This window comes from Sporanaerobacter acetigenes DSM 13106 (genome assembly GCF_900130025.1).
Classification (GTDB): domain Bacteria; phylum Bacillota; class Clostridia; order Tissierellales; family Sporanaerobacteraceae; genus Sporanaerobacter; species Sporanaerobacter acetigenes.
Genome location: NZ_FQXR01000002.1, coordinates 282,112 through 298,512, shown reverse-complemented (window position 1 = coordinate 298,512; position 16,401 = coordinate 282,112). Strand labels below are relative to the sequence as shown.

The window sequence follows — 16,401 nt, the reverse complement described above, 5'->3', positions numbered from 1 at the left end:
CTATGAGAATAACGAATAATATGTTGATTTCAAATACATTGTTTAATTTAAATGAAAATTTAGGGAGACTGGAAAAATTGAATCAGCAGATGGATACACAGAAAAAGTTTTCTGTGCCTTCAGATGATCCAATAGGAGCCAGCAAGAGCTTAAAATTTTATACAGATCTTTCAAAAATAGAACAATACAAGCGAAATGTAAAAGATGCGACTTCTTGGATGACTGAAACAGAATCAGCTCTCATAGAAATAGGAGAAGTTTTAGATAGAGCTGATAAATTGGCGGTACAAATGGCCAATGGAACCTATTCAGAAGATGATTTGAAAAAGACCAAAGAAGAAGTAGCTCAGCTAAAAGAACATTTAGTACAAATATCAAACACAACCTATGCAGGAAGATATATATTTAGCGGATACAAGACAGATAAAGAATTGCTTGGCAAGGATGGGAAGTATAAAATTGATTTATCCAATACCGAAGTAGTTGAATACAACGTGGGAGTTTCTGAAGATATAAAAGTTAATACTGTAGGAATGAGAGTATTTGGAGTAGGAACTGATGACGATAATCCAGGGTATAATGCTGATAGCTCTGATAATACAAAGGAGAGCTATCTAATTTCTGTATTTGACAAATTTGAGAAAGCACTAAATGGAGAAGTGGATAAAGGTGAAATAGACAAGACCCTAGGCAGAATCAAGACTTGCATGGATCAGGTATTATCGGTAAGAGCAGAAGTAGGAGCAAAGATAAATAGACTGAACCTTACTCAAAAGAAATTAGACTCTCAAGTTTTGAGCACCAAAAGTCTTATTTCTTACAATGAAGATATAGATTTAGCTGAAGTTTCAATAAAGTTAAAAACAGAAGAAAATGTATACAGAGCCAGCTTAGCAGTAGGAGCAAGAATCATCCAACCAAGCTTAGTAGACTTTTTAAGGTAAAACCTTAAAAAGTCAATGTTAAATTGTATTTGTACCGCAATTCACAATTTACAATTTTTTGCGAAAGGATTGAGCAAAATGATCATAGATAGACAGCTTCCAAGGGTGATTATAGATCAGAGACAATGTTTTTCAGAGGCAGGGCTTAAAGGGATTGCAGATTTTTCAGCAGAATCAGTACAATATGCATACCAGAAAGCAGCAGAAGGAATAGATCAAATAGTCTACGAAGGCAACAGAATGGCAATGATAGAAAATGATATGCCTGATGCAATACCAGAAATAGCCTTTGAAAAAGGTTTAGAATACAAAGACTGGACAATAGATACCATCCCCAAGAGTCGTCCAAAAATAGAAATAGAAGGCCATCTAAATATAGATTGGGAAGCAGGAAAAATAAACTCCTACAAAGAAAACTACCAAAACTACAAAGTCAGCCCAACCACAGGCAAAACAGTAGACACTCAAAAATAAATCGTAGAGGCGAATTCATTCGCTGGTTTCTTAATAACTTACTAATTGATAAAAAGAAGGAGTGAAAAACATGAAACTACACGCCTCAAGTTTTGGCGAAATCGAAATAGATGAAGAAAATGTTCTCACTTTCCCTGAAGGAATTCCAGGATTTGAACAATACAAAAAATTTGTCGTCATAAACAATCCAGATGAAGAAAATCCATTTGATTGGCTCCAATCCGTAGAAAATGAAAATCTAGCTTTTGTCATCATAAATCCTTTTTTCGTATATCCAGACTATGATATAACCATTCCTGAGTCAGCCATAGAAAAACTAAAGATAAAAGATGAAACTGATGTATTTGTATACACCATAGTAGTAGTACCAGAAAATCTAGAAGATATGACTACAAACCTTTCAGGCCCAATCATCATAAATGGAAAAGAAAAATTAGGGAAACAAGTCATACTAGAAGACAAAAGATACACAACCAAGCATCATATATTCGAAAAAGAAGAAAGTAGGGGGGAATAGCCATGCTCATACTTTCAAGAAAAAAAGACGAAAGCATCATCATTGGGGATGATATAGAAATCACCATAATAGGAATAGAAGATGACAAAGTAAAGGTAGGCATAAATGCCCCAAAAAACATAGACATCCACAGAAAAGAAATATATCTACAAATCCAAGAAGAAAACCAAAAAGCCTCCCAAGTCAAAAACAACATAAACATAGACCAATTAAAAGGACTCATAAAAAAATAAAAAAAACTCTAAAATTTACTAAACTTTAAAATCATACTGTCGATATATATGGTGAGAAATAAAATGAAACATTTTATTTCTCAATTACAAATAATTCTGCCCAAAGGGCAGCCGGCAAGGATGCCAAAACAAAACAAAATTCAAGGAGGAATTTATAATGAGAATTAACAACAATCTTATGGCTATGAACACTCATAGACAATTAGGAATCAACAACACAGGAACAGCTAAATCCTTAGAAAAACTATCATCAGGCTTTAGAATCAACAGAGCTGGAGATGACGCAGCAGGACTAGCAATCAGTGAAAAGATGAGAGGACAAATCAGAGGACTTACTCAAGCATCAAGAAATGCTCAAGATGGTATCTCACTTATTCAAACAGCAGAAGGTGGATTAAATGAATCTCATGCAATTCTTCAAAGAATGAGAGAATTAGCAGTTCAATCAGCTACTGATACAAATGTAGAGATTGATAGAGGAGCAATTCAAGATGAGATGAATCAATTAGTATCTGAACTTGATAGAATTTCAAATACTACTGAATTCAATACTCAAGGTTTATTAAATGGATCATTCAAAGGTAAATTCCAAATAGGAGCTAACGAAGGACAAAATGTAGAATTACAAATAGGAAAAATGGATTCTACAAGTTTAGGATTAGTTAGTACAATATCCACTGCACAAGGAGATACAGCTAATAATACAAATAATGCAGTATTAGCAGATGGAGTTTATACAGTTAACGAAGCTAAAAATGCATTACTTGACGCTGATGGAAATACTGTTGCTACAATAGCTACTAGCAAGATAACAGCTGGTGGTGCGGAAGTAATTGATTTAACAAGTAAAGAAGTTTTAGATGCAGGAGCACAAATCACTATTAGTGGCAATGGTGCTAAATATGATATTAAAAACAAGATAGATGCAGCAGCTTCTTCAGCTTTAGCACCAGGAAACTATGAAATTAAAGGAACAAATCTTGTTAAAGATGGTAAGTTAGTTGGAACAGTAGCAGATAAAGTATCAGTAACACCAGAAGGTGGAAGTGCTATAGAAGCAGCTAAGTTAGGATTGACAGGGGACTTACTAACAGATGGATTTAAATTTACTATCAACGGTTCAGATGTATCTACAAGAGCAAATGCAGAAGGTAGTATTACTACTATAAACAAAGCAATTGAAACAGTTTCAGCAGAAAGATCTAAACTTGGTGCTATGCAAAACAGATTAGAACATACAATCAAGAACCTAGATACATCAGCTGAAAACCTACAAGCATCAGAATCAAGAATTAGAGACGTAGACATGGCAAAAGAAATGATGGAATTTACAAAACAAAATATACTACAACAAGCAGCAACAGCTATGTTGGCTCAAGCAAACCAAGCACCTCAAACAGTGCTTCAATTATTAAGATAATTAAGGTAGACATTATGAAGGGTCAGGGGATTTTTTCCTCTGGCTCTTTTAGCATATAAAGGAGAATGGTGAGTATATGATACCAAAGGACAATGTTGAGTCAAAAATTAAAGAAGCACTGAATATGTTAATTGAACGTGACAAAGAATTGCTTGAAATAGATATAAATGAAAGGACATTATGTCATAGGTTGGCAATTTATATAGAACAACTTTTTGATGGGTATGATGTGGATTGTGAGTATAATAGAAGTGGTTTAGGTGATCCGAAGAAACTAACTTTCGAAAGTATAGAGAAAATCTATAAAAATGGAGAGAAAGTAAGGATGAATGTTAAAGATACAATTGCAAAGACGGTATATCCAGATATTATAGTTCATAAAAGAAAAAAGGAGGAAAATTTGCTTGTAATAGAAGTTAAAAAAAGTACCAATAAGATGGATAGAAATATCGATGTTAAGAAATTAGAAAAATATAAACAAGAATTAAAATATGAATATGCTATATTTTTATTAATAAATGTTGGAGAATCTTTTGATGAGAATGGGTATTTTTATAATTTGCAGTTTATTTTATAATGAACGAGGATATAATTTTTAGGATCTGTGTTTAAATGAAGTTTATTTTTTCATAAATATTTCATAAAACGACAAGGATTTTCCAAGTCTATGTCGAATTTATATATTGTAGATATTTAGAAATAATACAAAGGCAAACGTATTCCTCGAAAAGTTACAAGAATGAAGTAGGTTTTTATTGGGAGCAAAGGGTTCTTATTTAAATGGGGTTATAAAAAATAAAGGAATAGTTGACGAGATTGGAAACATAGCTGAAGAGGGGGTAAGAATTGTGATAGGTGAAATAGGTAAAAAATTAAATCCGTTTCCAGAGGAAGGCTTTATTTATGGCAAGGTTAGTGACTATGAAGTTTATGATGAAGGGTATAGTTTTTTTGTAGATATTATAAATGATGAAATGATTTATTATGACAATCAGTTATTTGAAGGAAATAAAGATGACTTCAACATGTTTTTTTATTTTATGGTAATAGATACATATAATAAAAATGTCATCGAAAAATTAAAGAAACGATTAGATAAAGAATATTATCTTTTTAAGATAAGCGCATATAAAGAAGATAATACTCATAATGATAATCTAGAATTGACGATAGGGAAAATTTATTTTTGTGCCAGTCCTATGAGCGTAAAAAAATATGTAATAGAAATTACAGATCAAATATCGAATTATGAAGAAAGAGAATTACCACATGATATTTATATTGATGATAAATTGAAATTTCAGGATGCGGTAGAAGAAAATTTTAGGTTTTCTCAAAAGGAAATAAAGAGTTTGAAGATAAATCATATTGGAGAAGGACATAATTCTTATTTTGAATTGGATACAGGAGAAAGAATGTTTTTTGATGTAGGATATACACGTTCTTATAAAAAAGATAAAAGTCATGTTCGCAGTAATTTTAAATTTCAAGAATACAATGGGGTATTTTTATCACATTGGGATATTGATCATTATTTTGCAATTACTCTTTCAAAAACAAAGGAAATCTTAAGTATACCATGGGTTGCTCCATCGCATGTCAACACTGTCAATTTAAAAAGGCTATGTTATTTAATTTATATATGCTCACATAAAAAAATATTTTTGGTTGAAAACAATATGTCAGGACAAATATACTCTAATAATTGGTTGAGTATTTTCAAGGGAAATGGAGCTAACAAAAATAATTCGGGTCTTGTTTTATTCATTAAAGGTTCTAAAAAAGTTGTTTCTTTGGGAGATTTAGATTATAAATATCTAGATTTGACTCAATTGCCATTTTTCGAGGTAGATTATTTAGTTGTGCCTCACCATGGAGCCGAAATGGATGGTTCAAATCCCTTTACCGCTAAAGCTGGTGCCAAGGCTATAATACCAGTAGGATACAATTCTATAAGGTATGGACACCCAAGGAGGAAGACAATTATGGATCTAAATCGTAATGGATTTGAAATTCATAGAACTGATTGGCAAGGAGAGCTGAAAATTAATTTTTAATTGTTTATTATATTTTTTCAGGGGATAGTCTTTATTTTCCCAAAAATCAAAGAAATATAAAACGAAACTTCGTTGCGAATATTTGTTCTGATTATATTGACTTTGATTGATAATTAATGCTATAATTGTTATATAGGCACAATTGAATAATTGCACAGGATTACACGCAAATCCTATGCTTTCTTGTAGGGCACGTGGAAATCACGTGTCTTTTTAAATAAGGACAACTAATTTAATTTATAGAGGGAGGGAGAGTTAATGGCTACTATAGAGCAAATTAAATCTTTGATGAAAGCACATTTTGACAACGATAATGAAAAATTCAAAGTTATTTCATTGCAAATAGCTGCCCATGAAGCAAAAATTGGACGCACCAAAAGTGCTAGGGAGATTAAAGCATTGGTAGAAAACTCTCCCGCAAAGCAGTCAAATGTTTTAAAATTTAACAAAAATGATGAAGCTATAGAATTGAGATATACAAATGCAAATTTAGAACGTATGGTATTAAGTGATGAATTAAAAATAAGGATAGAAAGAGTACTTGATGAATATAGGAAAAGGAATCTTTTACTTAAAAACGGACTGAAAAACAGATCTAAGTTGTTACTTGAAGGAGAACCTGGAACAGGCAAGACTATGACGGCTTCTGTCATAGCAAATGAACTTAAATTACCTTTATATAATATTCAGTTGGAACACTTAATTTCTAAGTATATGGGAGAAACTAGTGCAAAACTTAAGAAAGTATTTGAACAAATAAAGGAATACCCAGGAGTATATCTATTTGATGAATTTGATGCTATAGGATCAGATAGAACTTATGACAATGATGTAGGAGAAATGCGGCGTATACTAAATTCATTTCTTCAATATATTGAAGAAGATGATTCAGCAAGTATTATTATAGCTGCTACTAATAATCCGAATATGCTAGACAAAGCTCTGTTTCGAAGGTTTGATGATGTTTTTGAATATAGATTACCTGATGAGGAACAAATTATTCAGTTGATAAGAATAAATTTAAATGAAAAAGCAACTTCAGATGTTTTATCCGACAAAGTTATAGAAGAAGCTAGAGGATTAAATCATGCCGATATTGTAACGGCTTGTGATGATTCTCTAAAAGAGGCATTACTTACTGGTGAAAAAGTGAATGAAATGATGCTCATACAATTTCTAAACGATAGGAAGCGATTGTTGCAATATAGGAGGGTTAATTAATGAATAGATTAGATAATATAGTTATTTCTGATTCATTAGAATCTTTTCCTTTTACTCCTTCTGGTGGAGGTGGAGGTAAAGCAAGAATACCAAAACGTCAAAATAGACAACAGCATGCTTATTGTTTAGAAAAAATGTTGGATGAAGCAGCAACTCAGGATAAATTAGAAGAAACAAATATAATATCTGTTTCAGATAGAAATGGTATATATCTTGAATTTAGAGGTAAATCTGAATATGATTTAATCACAAAAAGTTTAGAACATATCGGTAAAAATGTAAGGATGTGCAATGTTAGAGAGGTTGATGAAACTAAGTTTGCCACTGTTTTTATTCCTAACAATCAAAAGGATTTTTTTATAAAAAAAATAAAAGAGTATCGGGAAAAAGATAAAAATAAAGAAGTTATTGATTCAATTGAAGAAATTGTTTTAGCTATGGTTGATGCTTTATGGACTGACAAACGACCTATTCCTGAAGAAAGTTTGGAAGGTTGCGAAGTATGGTTATCGGTATATAAAAAAGAAAATCATATGGATATATTAAATGAGTTTTTCGATTTATGTGATAAACTTGAAATTGAATATTCTAAAGATTATATTATATTTCCTGAAAGAGCTGTTGTTGCAATTAGAGCTAATAAGAAACTATTGAAAGACATTTTATGGAATAGCGGACATATTGCAGAATTTCGAAAACTTTCTACACCTGCAAACTTTTTTATTGAAAACAATAGTAGAGAAGAACAAGGAGAATGGGTTCAGGAATTATTAAATCGTGTAACTTTTAATGAGGATGCAAATACATCAATATGTATTTTAGACAAAGGGGTTAGTAATGGTCACCCATTAATTGCTCCAGTTTTAAAAGATGATGATATGCATACTACTTTTGCTGATGGTATCGTTCAGGATATAAGTCAAACAGGTCATGGAACGGGAATGGCTGGTATAGCAACGTATTTTGATTTAGAAAATTTATTGGAAAGTAATGAACATATTAAAATTAATCATAAGCTAGAATCGGTTCGAATCGTGGACGATAAAATAAAAAATCAGCTTGAGTTATATGGAGATATAACTTCTCAGGCTATTAACAAGGCAGAGATAACAAATCCTAAGAATAACAGGGTTGTAGTTATGGCAGTTACGGCTGAAACGGATATAAATGCTGACAAGAGGGATAAAGATAAATTTAGAGGCGATGGAAATCCAACATCATGGTCTGCCGCATTAGATAATTTAGCACTGGGAAATTATGAGTCAGAAGACTCTGATCCAAGGCTAATTATAGTTTCGGCAGGAAATACTTATATTGATGAAATTGAAATATCAGGAGATTATAAAACTGCTGTGGTGAATCATTCTGTGGAGAATCCAGCACAATCATGGAATGTATTAACAGTTGGAGCTTATACCAATAAGTCTAGCTTTGATGATGGGAGTACTCAAGATGGTGGATATAGTCCATTAGTTGAGCCAGGTTCTTATTCTCCTTTTAATTCTTCATCATTAACTTGGGAGAACAAATGGCCAATTAAACCTGATATTGTTTTAGAAGGTGGAAATCTTGGATACAATGAAAATGATGCTATGAAATACTGTGTTGTAGACAAGCTTAGTTTGTTAACAACTAGCAATGACTTTCAGAAAGGTGATTTTTTTACCACAATGGCTATGACAAGCCCTGCTTCTGCACAAGCAGCTAATATGGCTGCAAAAATAATGGAAAAATATCCCGATGCGTGGCCTGAAACTATTAGGGCATTGCTGGTTCATTCAGCAGAATGGACTGACGCTATGATAAGACAGGCTTATGGAGATGAAAAGTTTGACAAGTATCACAAAAAAGACAAAAGAAGGAAGAGAGATTTACTACGAATTGTTGGATATGGTGTTCCAGATTTAGAAAGGGCTCTATATAGTGCTAGCAATTCAGTAAACTTGGTTATTGAAGGGAAATTGCAACCTTTTATAAAAGAAAAAGGGAAAAGTGTGGTTATCAAGGAAATGTCGCTTTATGAACTTCCGTGGCCTAAAGAAGTTTTGCTGGGCTTAGGTGAAACAGAAGTTATATTAAAAGTAACTTTATCTTATTTTATTGATCCTGCACCTGGAGAAAAAGGTTGGGATGACAAGTATAGATATCCAGGATGCAGATTAAATTTTGATATCAATAACATAAATGAATCTAAAGAAAAGTTTCTTGAGAGAATAAACAAGGAAGTTCGTGAAGAAGATTTCGATAAAGAAAGTCTATCTAAAAATGACAGTGACAGATGGTTCTTTGGTTCGGAAAATAGAAATGTAGGTTCTATTCATTCTGATTTTTGGATAGATACTGGTGCAAATTTAGCTGAAGAAAGATATTTGGCAGTATACCCTGAAGGTGGGTGGTGGAAATTGCGTCCTCATTTGGGCAAAGCAAATTCAAAAATTAGATATTCTATGATTGTGAGTATCTCTACACCTGAACAGTCTGTTGATTTATATACGCCAATTAAGAATGTTATAAATAATAAGATTGATTCAAAGACAGTTATTGAAAATAAGATAAAATATTGATTTAAAAGCAAGTGTCAAATAAGCTTCTACCTATTAAAAGTGGAGGCTTAAATTATTTTTTGTTTGGAGCTTTTGCAGTTATATATTCAAATTTTATTTATTGCATATATAACTGCAATTTTTCATTATGTAGGGCTTATTTTTTTATAACCCAAAAAAAGCTTTAGTTTTATTAGATACAAAATATGGGAAAAAGATTGCTTATATTTCCTTTTTTCACTATAATTAAAATAGCAATATAGTATGCAATTATAGAGGAAGCAAGGAGGGCAAAAATATATGGACGATGGAACTTATAATCAAATAGTAAGTTTTATATGGGGTATTGCAGATGATTGTCTAAGGGATGTATATGTGAGAGGAAAATATAGAGATGTTATTTTACCAATGACGGTCATTAGAAGACTTGATGCGGTGTTAGAAGGAACTAAGGAACAAGTACTTCAAATGAAAAAAACATTAGATGAAGCAGGAATTTTAAATCAAACAGATGCGTTATGTAATGCAGCAGGACAATCTTTTTATAATAGCTCTCCATTTGTATTGAAAGATTTGAAATCAAGATCAAAAAATCAACAGCTTAAGTCTGATTTTATAGCTTATTTAGATGGGTTTTCACCTAATGTACAAGAAATCCTTAAGAAGTTCAAGTTTAGGAATCAAATAGATACAATGATTGAGGCGGATATACTTGGAGCAGTAATAGAAAAATTTGTAGACCCATCTATTAATTTAAGTCCCAATCCTGTATTAGATGACCAAGGGCAAGTAAGATTGCCTGGACTTGATAATCATACTATGGGGGTAATATTTGAAGAATTGATTCGAAAATTTAATGAAGAGAATAATGAAGAGGCTGGAGAACACTTTACGCCAAGAGATGTTATAGAGCTCATGTCAGATGTAGTTTTTATGCCCGTAAAAGATGAAATTAAAGATGGGACCTATCTTTGTTATGATGGAGCCTGTGGCACGGGAGGCATGCTTACTATAGCAGAGGGAAAACTTTCTAAACTTGCAAAAGAAAACAATAAACAGGTATCTATACATCTTTATGGGCAAGAAATAAATCCTGAAACTTATGCCATAGCAAAAGCAGATATGTTGCTAAAAGGTGACGGTAAGCAAGCCAATAATATTTATTATGGTTCTACATTATCAAATGATGCAAATGCAACAGTAGAATTTGACTTTATGTTGTCAAATCCGCCTTACGGTAAATCGTGGAAGACAGATGCTGACAGATTAGGTGGCAAGGATGATATTACAGACCCTAGATTTGTTGTTAATTTTAAGGGTGACCCCGAATTCAAAATGATTCCAAGAATAAGCGATGGGCAACTTTTGTTTTTGGCTAACAATATAGCTAAAATGAAGCATAGTACAGATTTAGGCAGTAGAATAGCAGAAGTACATAAGGTTCATCATTATTTACAGGAGATGCTGGACAAGGAGAAAGTAATTTAAGAAGATATATAATCGAGAGTGATTATCTTGAAGCTATCATAGCATTGCCTGACAATATGTTCTATAATACAGGCATCGCAACTTATATTTGGGTAGTTACTAATAGAAAAGAAAAAAGAAGAAAAGGGAAAGTTCAACTTATAGATGCGACAAATTTAAAATCACCCCTTAGAAAGAATTTAGGGAATAAAAATTGTGAATTAACAAAAGAAATCAGAGAACAGATAGTGGATATTTATCTAGGATTTGAAGAAAATGAGTATAGTAAAATATTTAATAATGAGGAATTTGGATATTGGAAAATAACAGTTGAAAGACCATTAAGATTAAAGGTAGAAATAAACAATGAAAAATTAGAAGTATTTAAAAAAGTAGCAGAAGAAGCAAAAGACTCAACAGCTTATAGCTTAGTATATAACTTATACAACGAATCAGATAAAGATGTTTTTTATAATTATAATGAGTTTGAAGAACTTTTAAAGGATATTGCAAAGAAAAAGGGAGAAAAGTTACTAATTAAGAGGATAAGGCTTATTAGGAATTTCTTTGCAATTATAGATGAAAAGGCTGAAAAGGTAATTGGAAAAGTATTAAAGAAAGAAAAGGAAGATACGATAAATGGCAAGTTTAAGTTGGAAAATGATATAGTAGAGTTTGAAACAGATACAGATTTAAGAGATACAGAACAAATTTCACTAAATTATGACGGGGGAATTGAGAAATTCTTTGAAAATGAAGTATTACCTTATGCTCCTGACGCTTGGATAGATAGCAGTAAAACACAGATAGGTTATGAAATTAGTTTTACAAAATATTTCTATAAACCAGTTAAACTTCGTAGTATAGAGGAAATTGTAGCAGATATTAAAGTATTGGAAGCAGAAACTGATGGATTGTTAGATGAAATCATAGGGGGTTAAGGATATGGATAGTAGATTAAAACCTTATGAAGACTACTTTGAAAGTGAAGCAAATTATATTGGGAAGTATCCTGCACATTGGGAAATTACAAAATTACGTTTTGTTTTTGAAGAAAGGAAAGAAAAAAATATTGATAAAAAAGAAAGAAATATATTGTCAGTTATGAGAAATAAAGGAGTGGTTCCTTATAGTGAAAAAGGGAACGTTGGTAATAAGCATTCAGAAGATATAGAACGTTATAATTTAGTATATAAAGATGATATTGTAATGAATTCTATGAATGTAATTATAGGTTCTGTAGGGCGTTCAAAATATAATGGAGCATTAAGTCCTGTATATTATGTTTTAAAAAATAGAAATTATGAGGATTTTAACGTAAGGTATTATGAAAATGTTTTTAGAATGACATCCTTGCAAAGGGAATTAACAAAATATGGGAAAGGGATACTAGCACATAGAATGCGTATTCCTATAGAATTATTAAAAAATTTAGAACTTCCATTACCACCAAAAGAAGAACAGGACCAAATTGTTAGATACCTAGACAGCAAACTTTCAAAAATAAATAAGTTCATTAAAACTAGAAAAAAACAGATTGAACTTTTAAAAGAATTAAAACAAGCAATCATCAATGAAGCTGTTACAAAAGGATTAGAACCTAATGTTAAAATGAAAACTTCGGGTATTGAATGGCTTGGGGATATTCCTGAGGGGTGGGAAGTTAGGAGATTATCACAAATATCAAAAATCGTTTTAAGTGGTCTTGATAAAAAAAGTTATGAAAATCAAAAAAATGTAAGACTATGTAATTATGTAGATGTATATAAGAATAACTATATTACAAATGATTTAGATTTTATGGTAGCAACTGCGACTGATAATGAGATACAAAACTATACTCTTTTACATGGAGATATTATTATTACTAAAGATTCTGAGTCATGGGATGATATTGGAGTACCAGCATATGTAGATGAAGAGTTGATAAATGTATTGTGCGGCTATCATTTAGCTATTATAAGGGTAAACTCTCCAAATTTAATTAGTGAGTTCATATATAATGCATTTTTATCTGATTATGTAGCTAATCAATACAAAGTTAAAGCAAAAGGAGTGACAAGGTTTGGTCTTAGCTATCAACATATTCATGACACTAATATAATTATACCGCCAAAAGAACAACAGCTGGAAATCGCTAGTTATATTAAAGCTAAGTCTTGCGATATAGACATTACAATTCAAAAAATACAAAAAGAAATTGACCTTATAGCCGAATACCGTACAACTCTTATTTCTGATGTTGTTACAGGCAAGGTTGATGTACGTCACATAGAAGTTGAAGATACAATTGAGGGGATAGAAGAAGACTTTGAGGATTTAGAGGAAGGAGATATTGAGGAAGAAATAAAAATGGGGGAGGAATAGTGTATGCCAACTAATACTAAAGAGTCAGGATTAGAAACTTTAATTGTGGATTATTTAGTGAATAACAATGGGTATGAACTAGGAACAAATGAGGATTACAATAAAGATTATGCGGTGGATGAGACTCGCCTTATTAGATTTTTAAAGGAAACTCAGCCAGAAGAAGTAGAGAGAATAGGAATATTGAATAGTGACCACAAGAAAGGGCAGTTTTTAAACAGACTTCAAGGTGAAATAACTAAACGTGGAATCATTGATGTTTTAAGGAAAGGTATTAGTTTTTATCCTGCAAATCTTATTATGTTCTACATGACACCTTCTGAGAAGAATATTAAAGCAAAAGAAATGTTTGACAAGAATATTTTTAGTGTTACAAGACAGCTTATGTATTCTAAGGACAATACCCAGTTGGCTCTTGACTTTGCTATCTTTATAAATGGATTACCAATAATTACTTGTGAGCTTAAAAATAGACTTACCAAACAAAATGTTGATGATGCAGTTCAGCAATATAAACTAGATAGAGACCCAAGGGAGTTATTATTTCAATTTAAGCGTTGTATGGTCCATTTTGCAGTAGATGACAATGAAGTAAAGTTTTGCACAAAATTAGATAGGAAGCAGTCGTGGTTTCTGCCTTTTAATAAGGGATATAATGGGGGAGCGGGTAATCCCCCTAACCCTAATGGTATCAAGACAGATTATTTATGGAAAGAGATTTTTGCAAAAGAGGAACTTGCCAATATTATAGAAAATTATGCACAGGTAGTTGTTGAAGAAGACGAAACCACAAGGAAAAAGAAGTATAAACAGGTATTTCCTAGATGTCATCAGCTTTCAGCGGTTAAAGCTTTATTAGCTGATGTAAAAGAAAAAGGAGCAGGTCAGAAGTATTTAATTCAGCATAGTGCAGGAAGTGGCAAGTCCAATTCAATTGCATGGACAGCTCATCAACTTGTAGGACTTGAGAAGGATGGGAAGCCTATATTTGATTCTATAATTGTGGTTACAGATAGAATAAATCTTGATAAACAAATTAAAAATACCATAAAACAATTTATGCAGGTAAAAAACACAGTAGGTCATGCTGAAAGCTCAGGTGACTTAAAAAAACTTATTACTCAAGGTAAAAAAATCATCATAACAACTGTTCATAAGTTCCCCTATATATTAGATGAAATAGGAACAGAACATAAGGGAAACAAATTTGCAATTATTATTGATGAAGCTCATTCAAGTCAAAGTGGAAGTATGTCGGCAAAGATGAATATGGCTTTATCTGGAGAGTATACTAGTGATGAAGAGGAAACAGTAGAAGATAAAATCATTAAACTTATGGAAGGAAGAAAGATGCTTAAAAATGCAAGCTATTTTGCATTTACAGCTACTCCTAAAAATAAAACTCTTGAGATGTTTGGTGTACCAGTGCCAAATGGAAATGAAGTACAATACAAACCATTCCACATATATACCATGAAGCAAGCTATAGAAGAAGGATTTATTTTAGATGTACTAAAATATTATACACCTATCAAGAGTTATTATAAAATTGCGAAAATAATAGAAGATGACCCTATGTTTGATAAGAAAAAATCACAAAAGAAACTAAGAAACTATGTAGAGTCAAATTCCTATGCAATAGAACAAAAGGCAGATATTATGGTGACACATTTTCATGAACAGATAATAGCAAAAGGTAAAATTGGTGGGAAGGCTCGCGCTATGGTAGTTACAAGTAGTATTGAAAGAGCTATAGAATATTATTATGCTATAACAAAGTGTCTTAAAAGGAGAAAGAGTCAATATAAAGCAATAGTTGCATTTTCAGGAGACAAGGAATATAAAGGAAAAGTATTAAATGAAACAACAATTAACGGATTTCCTAGCAATAAAATAGAATCGGAATTTAAAAAGGATCCATATAGGTTTTTGATAGTAGCAAATAAATTTCAAACAGGATTTGATGAGCCACTATTACATACTATGTATGTGGATAAAGTATTGACGGACATTAAAGCAGTACAAACATTATCAAGGCTAAACAGAGCATATCCAGGAAAAGTAGATACCTTCGTATTAGATTTTGCAAATGATACTGATACTATTAAGAAGGCTTTTGAAACTTATTATACAACAACCATTCTTTCTGATGAAACAGATCCTAACAAATTATATGATCTTGTTTCTGAAATGGAACAGCATCAAGTGTATACAGACTATCATGTTGATACACTAGTAGATTTATATCTTAATGGTGCCGATAGAGATAGATTAGACCCTATTTTAGATACATGTGTTAGTATATATGAAAGTCTAGAAGAAGATGAGCAAGTAAGTTTTAAAGGTAGTGCAAAAGCATTCGTTAGAACTTATGGATTTTTAGGTGCAATTTTACCTTATGGAAATCCTGAATGGGAAAAATTAGCTCTATTTTTAAACTTGCTAATTCCCAAATTACCTTCTCCAAAGGAGGAAGATTTGTCAAAAGGCATTTTAGAAGCCATTGATTTAGATAGTTATAGGGCGGAAGTTAAACAAACTATGACAATAATACTGGAAGAGCAAGCGGAGTATTCTCTAGACCCTATTCCAACAGGCGGTAGTGGAGGTATGAGTGAGCCTGAAATGGATTTACTTAGTAATATTTTAGATAGCTTTCATGATATGTGGGGTAATATTGACTGGAAAGATGAAGACCAAGTCAAGAAACATATTGCAAGTATTCCAGCAGCAGTTTCTAAAGATGTAGCTTATCAAAATGCCATGAAAAACTCGGATAAACAGAATGCAAGAATTGAAAGCGAAAGAGCATTAGATAAAGCTGTAATGAATATGATGGCAGATAACATGGAACTTTATAAGCAATTTAAAGATAATCCATCATTTAAAAGGTGGTTATCAGATATGGTATTCAACTTAACTTACAATACTAAAGGTGAAGCATTTACTGGAGAAATGAAAATATAGCAAAAAATATAAATTGATGAATGTACAAAGCTCTACTTATGTAGGGCTATTTTTTCATAAATGTTTCATAAAATGACAAGGATTTTCCACACTCATGTCGAAGTATATTGTAGATATTTAAAAATATAGGCATAGATATTTTTCAAATATGTTTTTTTATTGCCTATAGAAAAGAGGATTTGGATAGGGGG

The 16,401-nt window shown here is 31.9% G+C and carries 13 protein-coding genes; all 13 read left to right on the top strand.

The window, feature by feature from the left end:
- Positions 1-2 precede the first annotated feature (2 nt).
- The 13 genes from flgL (at position 3) to BUA21_RS01305 (ending at position 16,210) form a co-directional block, all read left to right on the top strand.
- Positions 3-944: a flagellar hook-associated protein FlgL gene (flgL, locus tag BUA21_RS01360; RefSeq protein ID WP_072742730.1), complete on the top strand. Its 942-nt coding sequence runs from the start codon at positions 3-5 to the stop codon at positions 942-944.
- A 78-nt stretch (positions 945-1,022) separates the two neighbouring features.
- Entirely contained in the window at positions 1,023-1,418 is a 396-nt protein-coding gene (locus BUA21_RS01355; protein WP_072742729.1) for a DUF6470 family protein, read from the top strand.
- 70 nt (positions 1,419-1,488) lie between these two features.
- Entirely contained in the window at positions 1,489-1,935 is a 447-nt protein-coding gene (fliW, locus tag BUA21_RS01350) for a flagellar assembly protein FliW (protein ID WP_072742728.1), read from the top strand.
- Positions 1,936-1,937: 2 nt separating this feature from the next.
- Positions 1,938-2,168 carry a carbon storage regulator CsrA gene (csrA, locus tag BUA21_RS01345; RefSeq protein WP_072742727.1) on the top strand — a complete coding sequence of 77 codons (231 nt, stop codon included), beginning with the start codon at positions 1,938-1,940 and terminating at the stop codon, positions 2,166-2,168.
- A gap of 157 nt (positions 2,169-2,325) precedes the next feature.
- A complete protein-coding gene (locus tag BUA21_RS15270) occupies positions 2,326-3,588 on the top strand; it encodes a flagellin N-terminal helical domain-containing protein (protein ID WP_072742726.1) in 1,263 nt (420 codons plus the stop codon).
- A gap of 76 nt (positions 3,589-3,664) precedes the next feature.
- Positions 3,665-4,165 (top strand): hypothetical protein, encoded by a 501-nt coding sequence (locus tag BUA21_RS01335; RefSeq protein WP_072742725.1) that lies wholly within the window; start codon positions 3,665-3,667, stop codon positions 4,163-4,165.
- Between the two features lie 178 nt (positions 4,166-4,343).
- Positions 4,344-5,645: a ComEC/Rec2 family competence protein gene (locus tag BUA21_RS01330; protein ID WP_072742724.1), complete on the top strand. Its 1,302-nt coding sequence runs from the start codon at positions 4,344-4,346 to the stop codon at positions 5,643-5,645.
- A gap of 258 nt (positions 5,646-5,903) precedes the next feature.
- Positions 5,904-6,866: an AAA family ATPase gene (locus BUA21_RS01325; protein ID WP_072742723.1), complete on the top strand. Its 963-nt coding sequence runs from the start codon at positions 5,904-5,906 to the stop codon at positions 6,864-6,866.
- The gene (locus BUA21_RS01320) at positions 6,866-9,430 is read left to right on the top strand and encodes a S8 family peptidase (RefSeq protein WP_072742722.1); all 2,565 of its coding nucleotides are present in this window, start codon (positions 6,866-6,868) and stop codon (positions 9,428-9,430) included. Before BUA21_RS01325 ends, BUA21_RS01320 begins: the two co-directional genes overlap by 1 nt.
- A 279-nt stretch (positions 9,431-9,709) precedes the next feature.
- Positions 9,710-10,897 carry a type I restriction-modification system subunit M gene (locus BUA21_RS14860; protein WP_200796490.1) on the top strand — a complete coding sequence of 396 codons (1,188 nt, stop codon included), beginning with the start codon at positions 9,710-9,712 and terminating at the stop codon, positions 10,895-10,897.
- A gap of 8 nt (positions 10,898-10,905) precedes the next feature.
- Entirely contained in the window at positions 10,906-11,817 is a 912-nt protein-coding gene (locus BUA21_RS14855) for an N-6 DNA methylase (RefSeq protein ID WP_200796492.1), read from the top strand.
- Between the two features lie 4 nt (positions 11,818-11,821).
- Complete coding sequence (locus BUA21_RS01310) at positions 11,822-13,243, top strand: restriction endonuclease subunit S (protein ID WP_072742721.1); 1,422 nt, start codon at positions 11,822-11,824, stop codon at positions 13,241-13,243.
- A 3-nt stretch (positions 13,244-13,246) separates the two neighbouring features.
- A complete protein-coding gene (locus BUA21_RS01305; protein ID WP_072742720.1) occupies positions 13,247-16,210 on the top strand; it encodes a type I restriction endonuclease subunit R in 2,964 nt (987 codons plus the stop codon).
- Positions 16,211-16,401: the final 191 nt, after the last annotated feature.

Bases quoted from the DNA above. Each gene is read 5' to 3' on its own strand.
- BUA21_RS01335 (WP_072742725.1), top strand. From the start codon at position 3,665: ATGATACCAAAGGACAATGTTGAGTCAAAAATTAAAGAAGCACTGAAT.
- csrA (WP_072742727.1), top strand. From the start codon at position 1,938: ATGCTCATACTTTCAAGAAAAAAAGACGAAAGCATCATCATTGGGGAT.
- BUA21_RS01305 (WP_072742720.1), top strand. From the start codon at position 13,247: ATGCCAACTAATACTAAAGAGTCAGGATTAGAAACTTTAATTGTGGAT.
- BUA21_RS01355 (WP_072742729.1), top strand. From the start codon at position 1,023: ATGATCATAGATAGACAGCTTCCAAGGGTGATTATAGATCAGAGACAA.
- BUA21_RS01320 (WP_072742722.1), top strand. From the start codon at position 6,866: ATGAATAGATTAGATAATATAGTTATTTCTGATTCATTAGAATCTTTT.
- flgL (WP_072742730.1), top strand. From the start codon at position 3: ATGAGAATAACGAATAATATGTTGATTTCAAATACATTGTTTAATTTA.
- BUA21_RS01310 (WP_072742721.1), top strand. From the start codon at position 11,822: ATGGATAGTAGATTAAAACCTTATGAAGACTACTTTGAAAGTGAAGCA.
- BUA21_RS15270 (WP_072742726.1), top strand. From the start codon at position 2,326: ATGAGAATTAACAACAATCTTATGGCTATGAACACTCATAGACAATTA.
- fliW (WP_072742728.1), top strand. From the start codon at position 1,489: ATGAAACTACACGCCTCAAGTTTTGGCGAAATCGAAATAGATGAAGAA.
- BUA21_RS14860 (WP_200796490.1), top strand. From the start codon at position 9,710: ATGGACGATGGAACTTATAATCAAATAGTAAGTTTTATATGGGGTATT.
- BUA21_RS01325 (WP_072742723.1), top strand. From the start codon at position 5,904: ATGGCTACTATAGAGCAAATTAAATCTTTGATGAAAGCACATTTTGAC.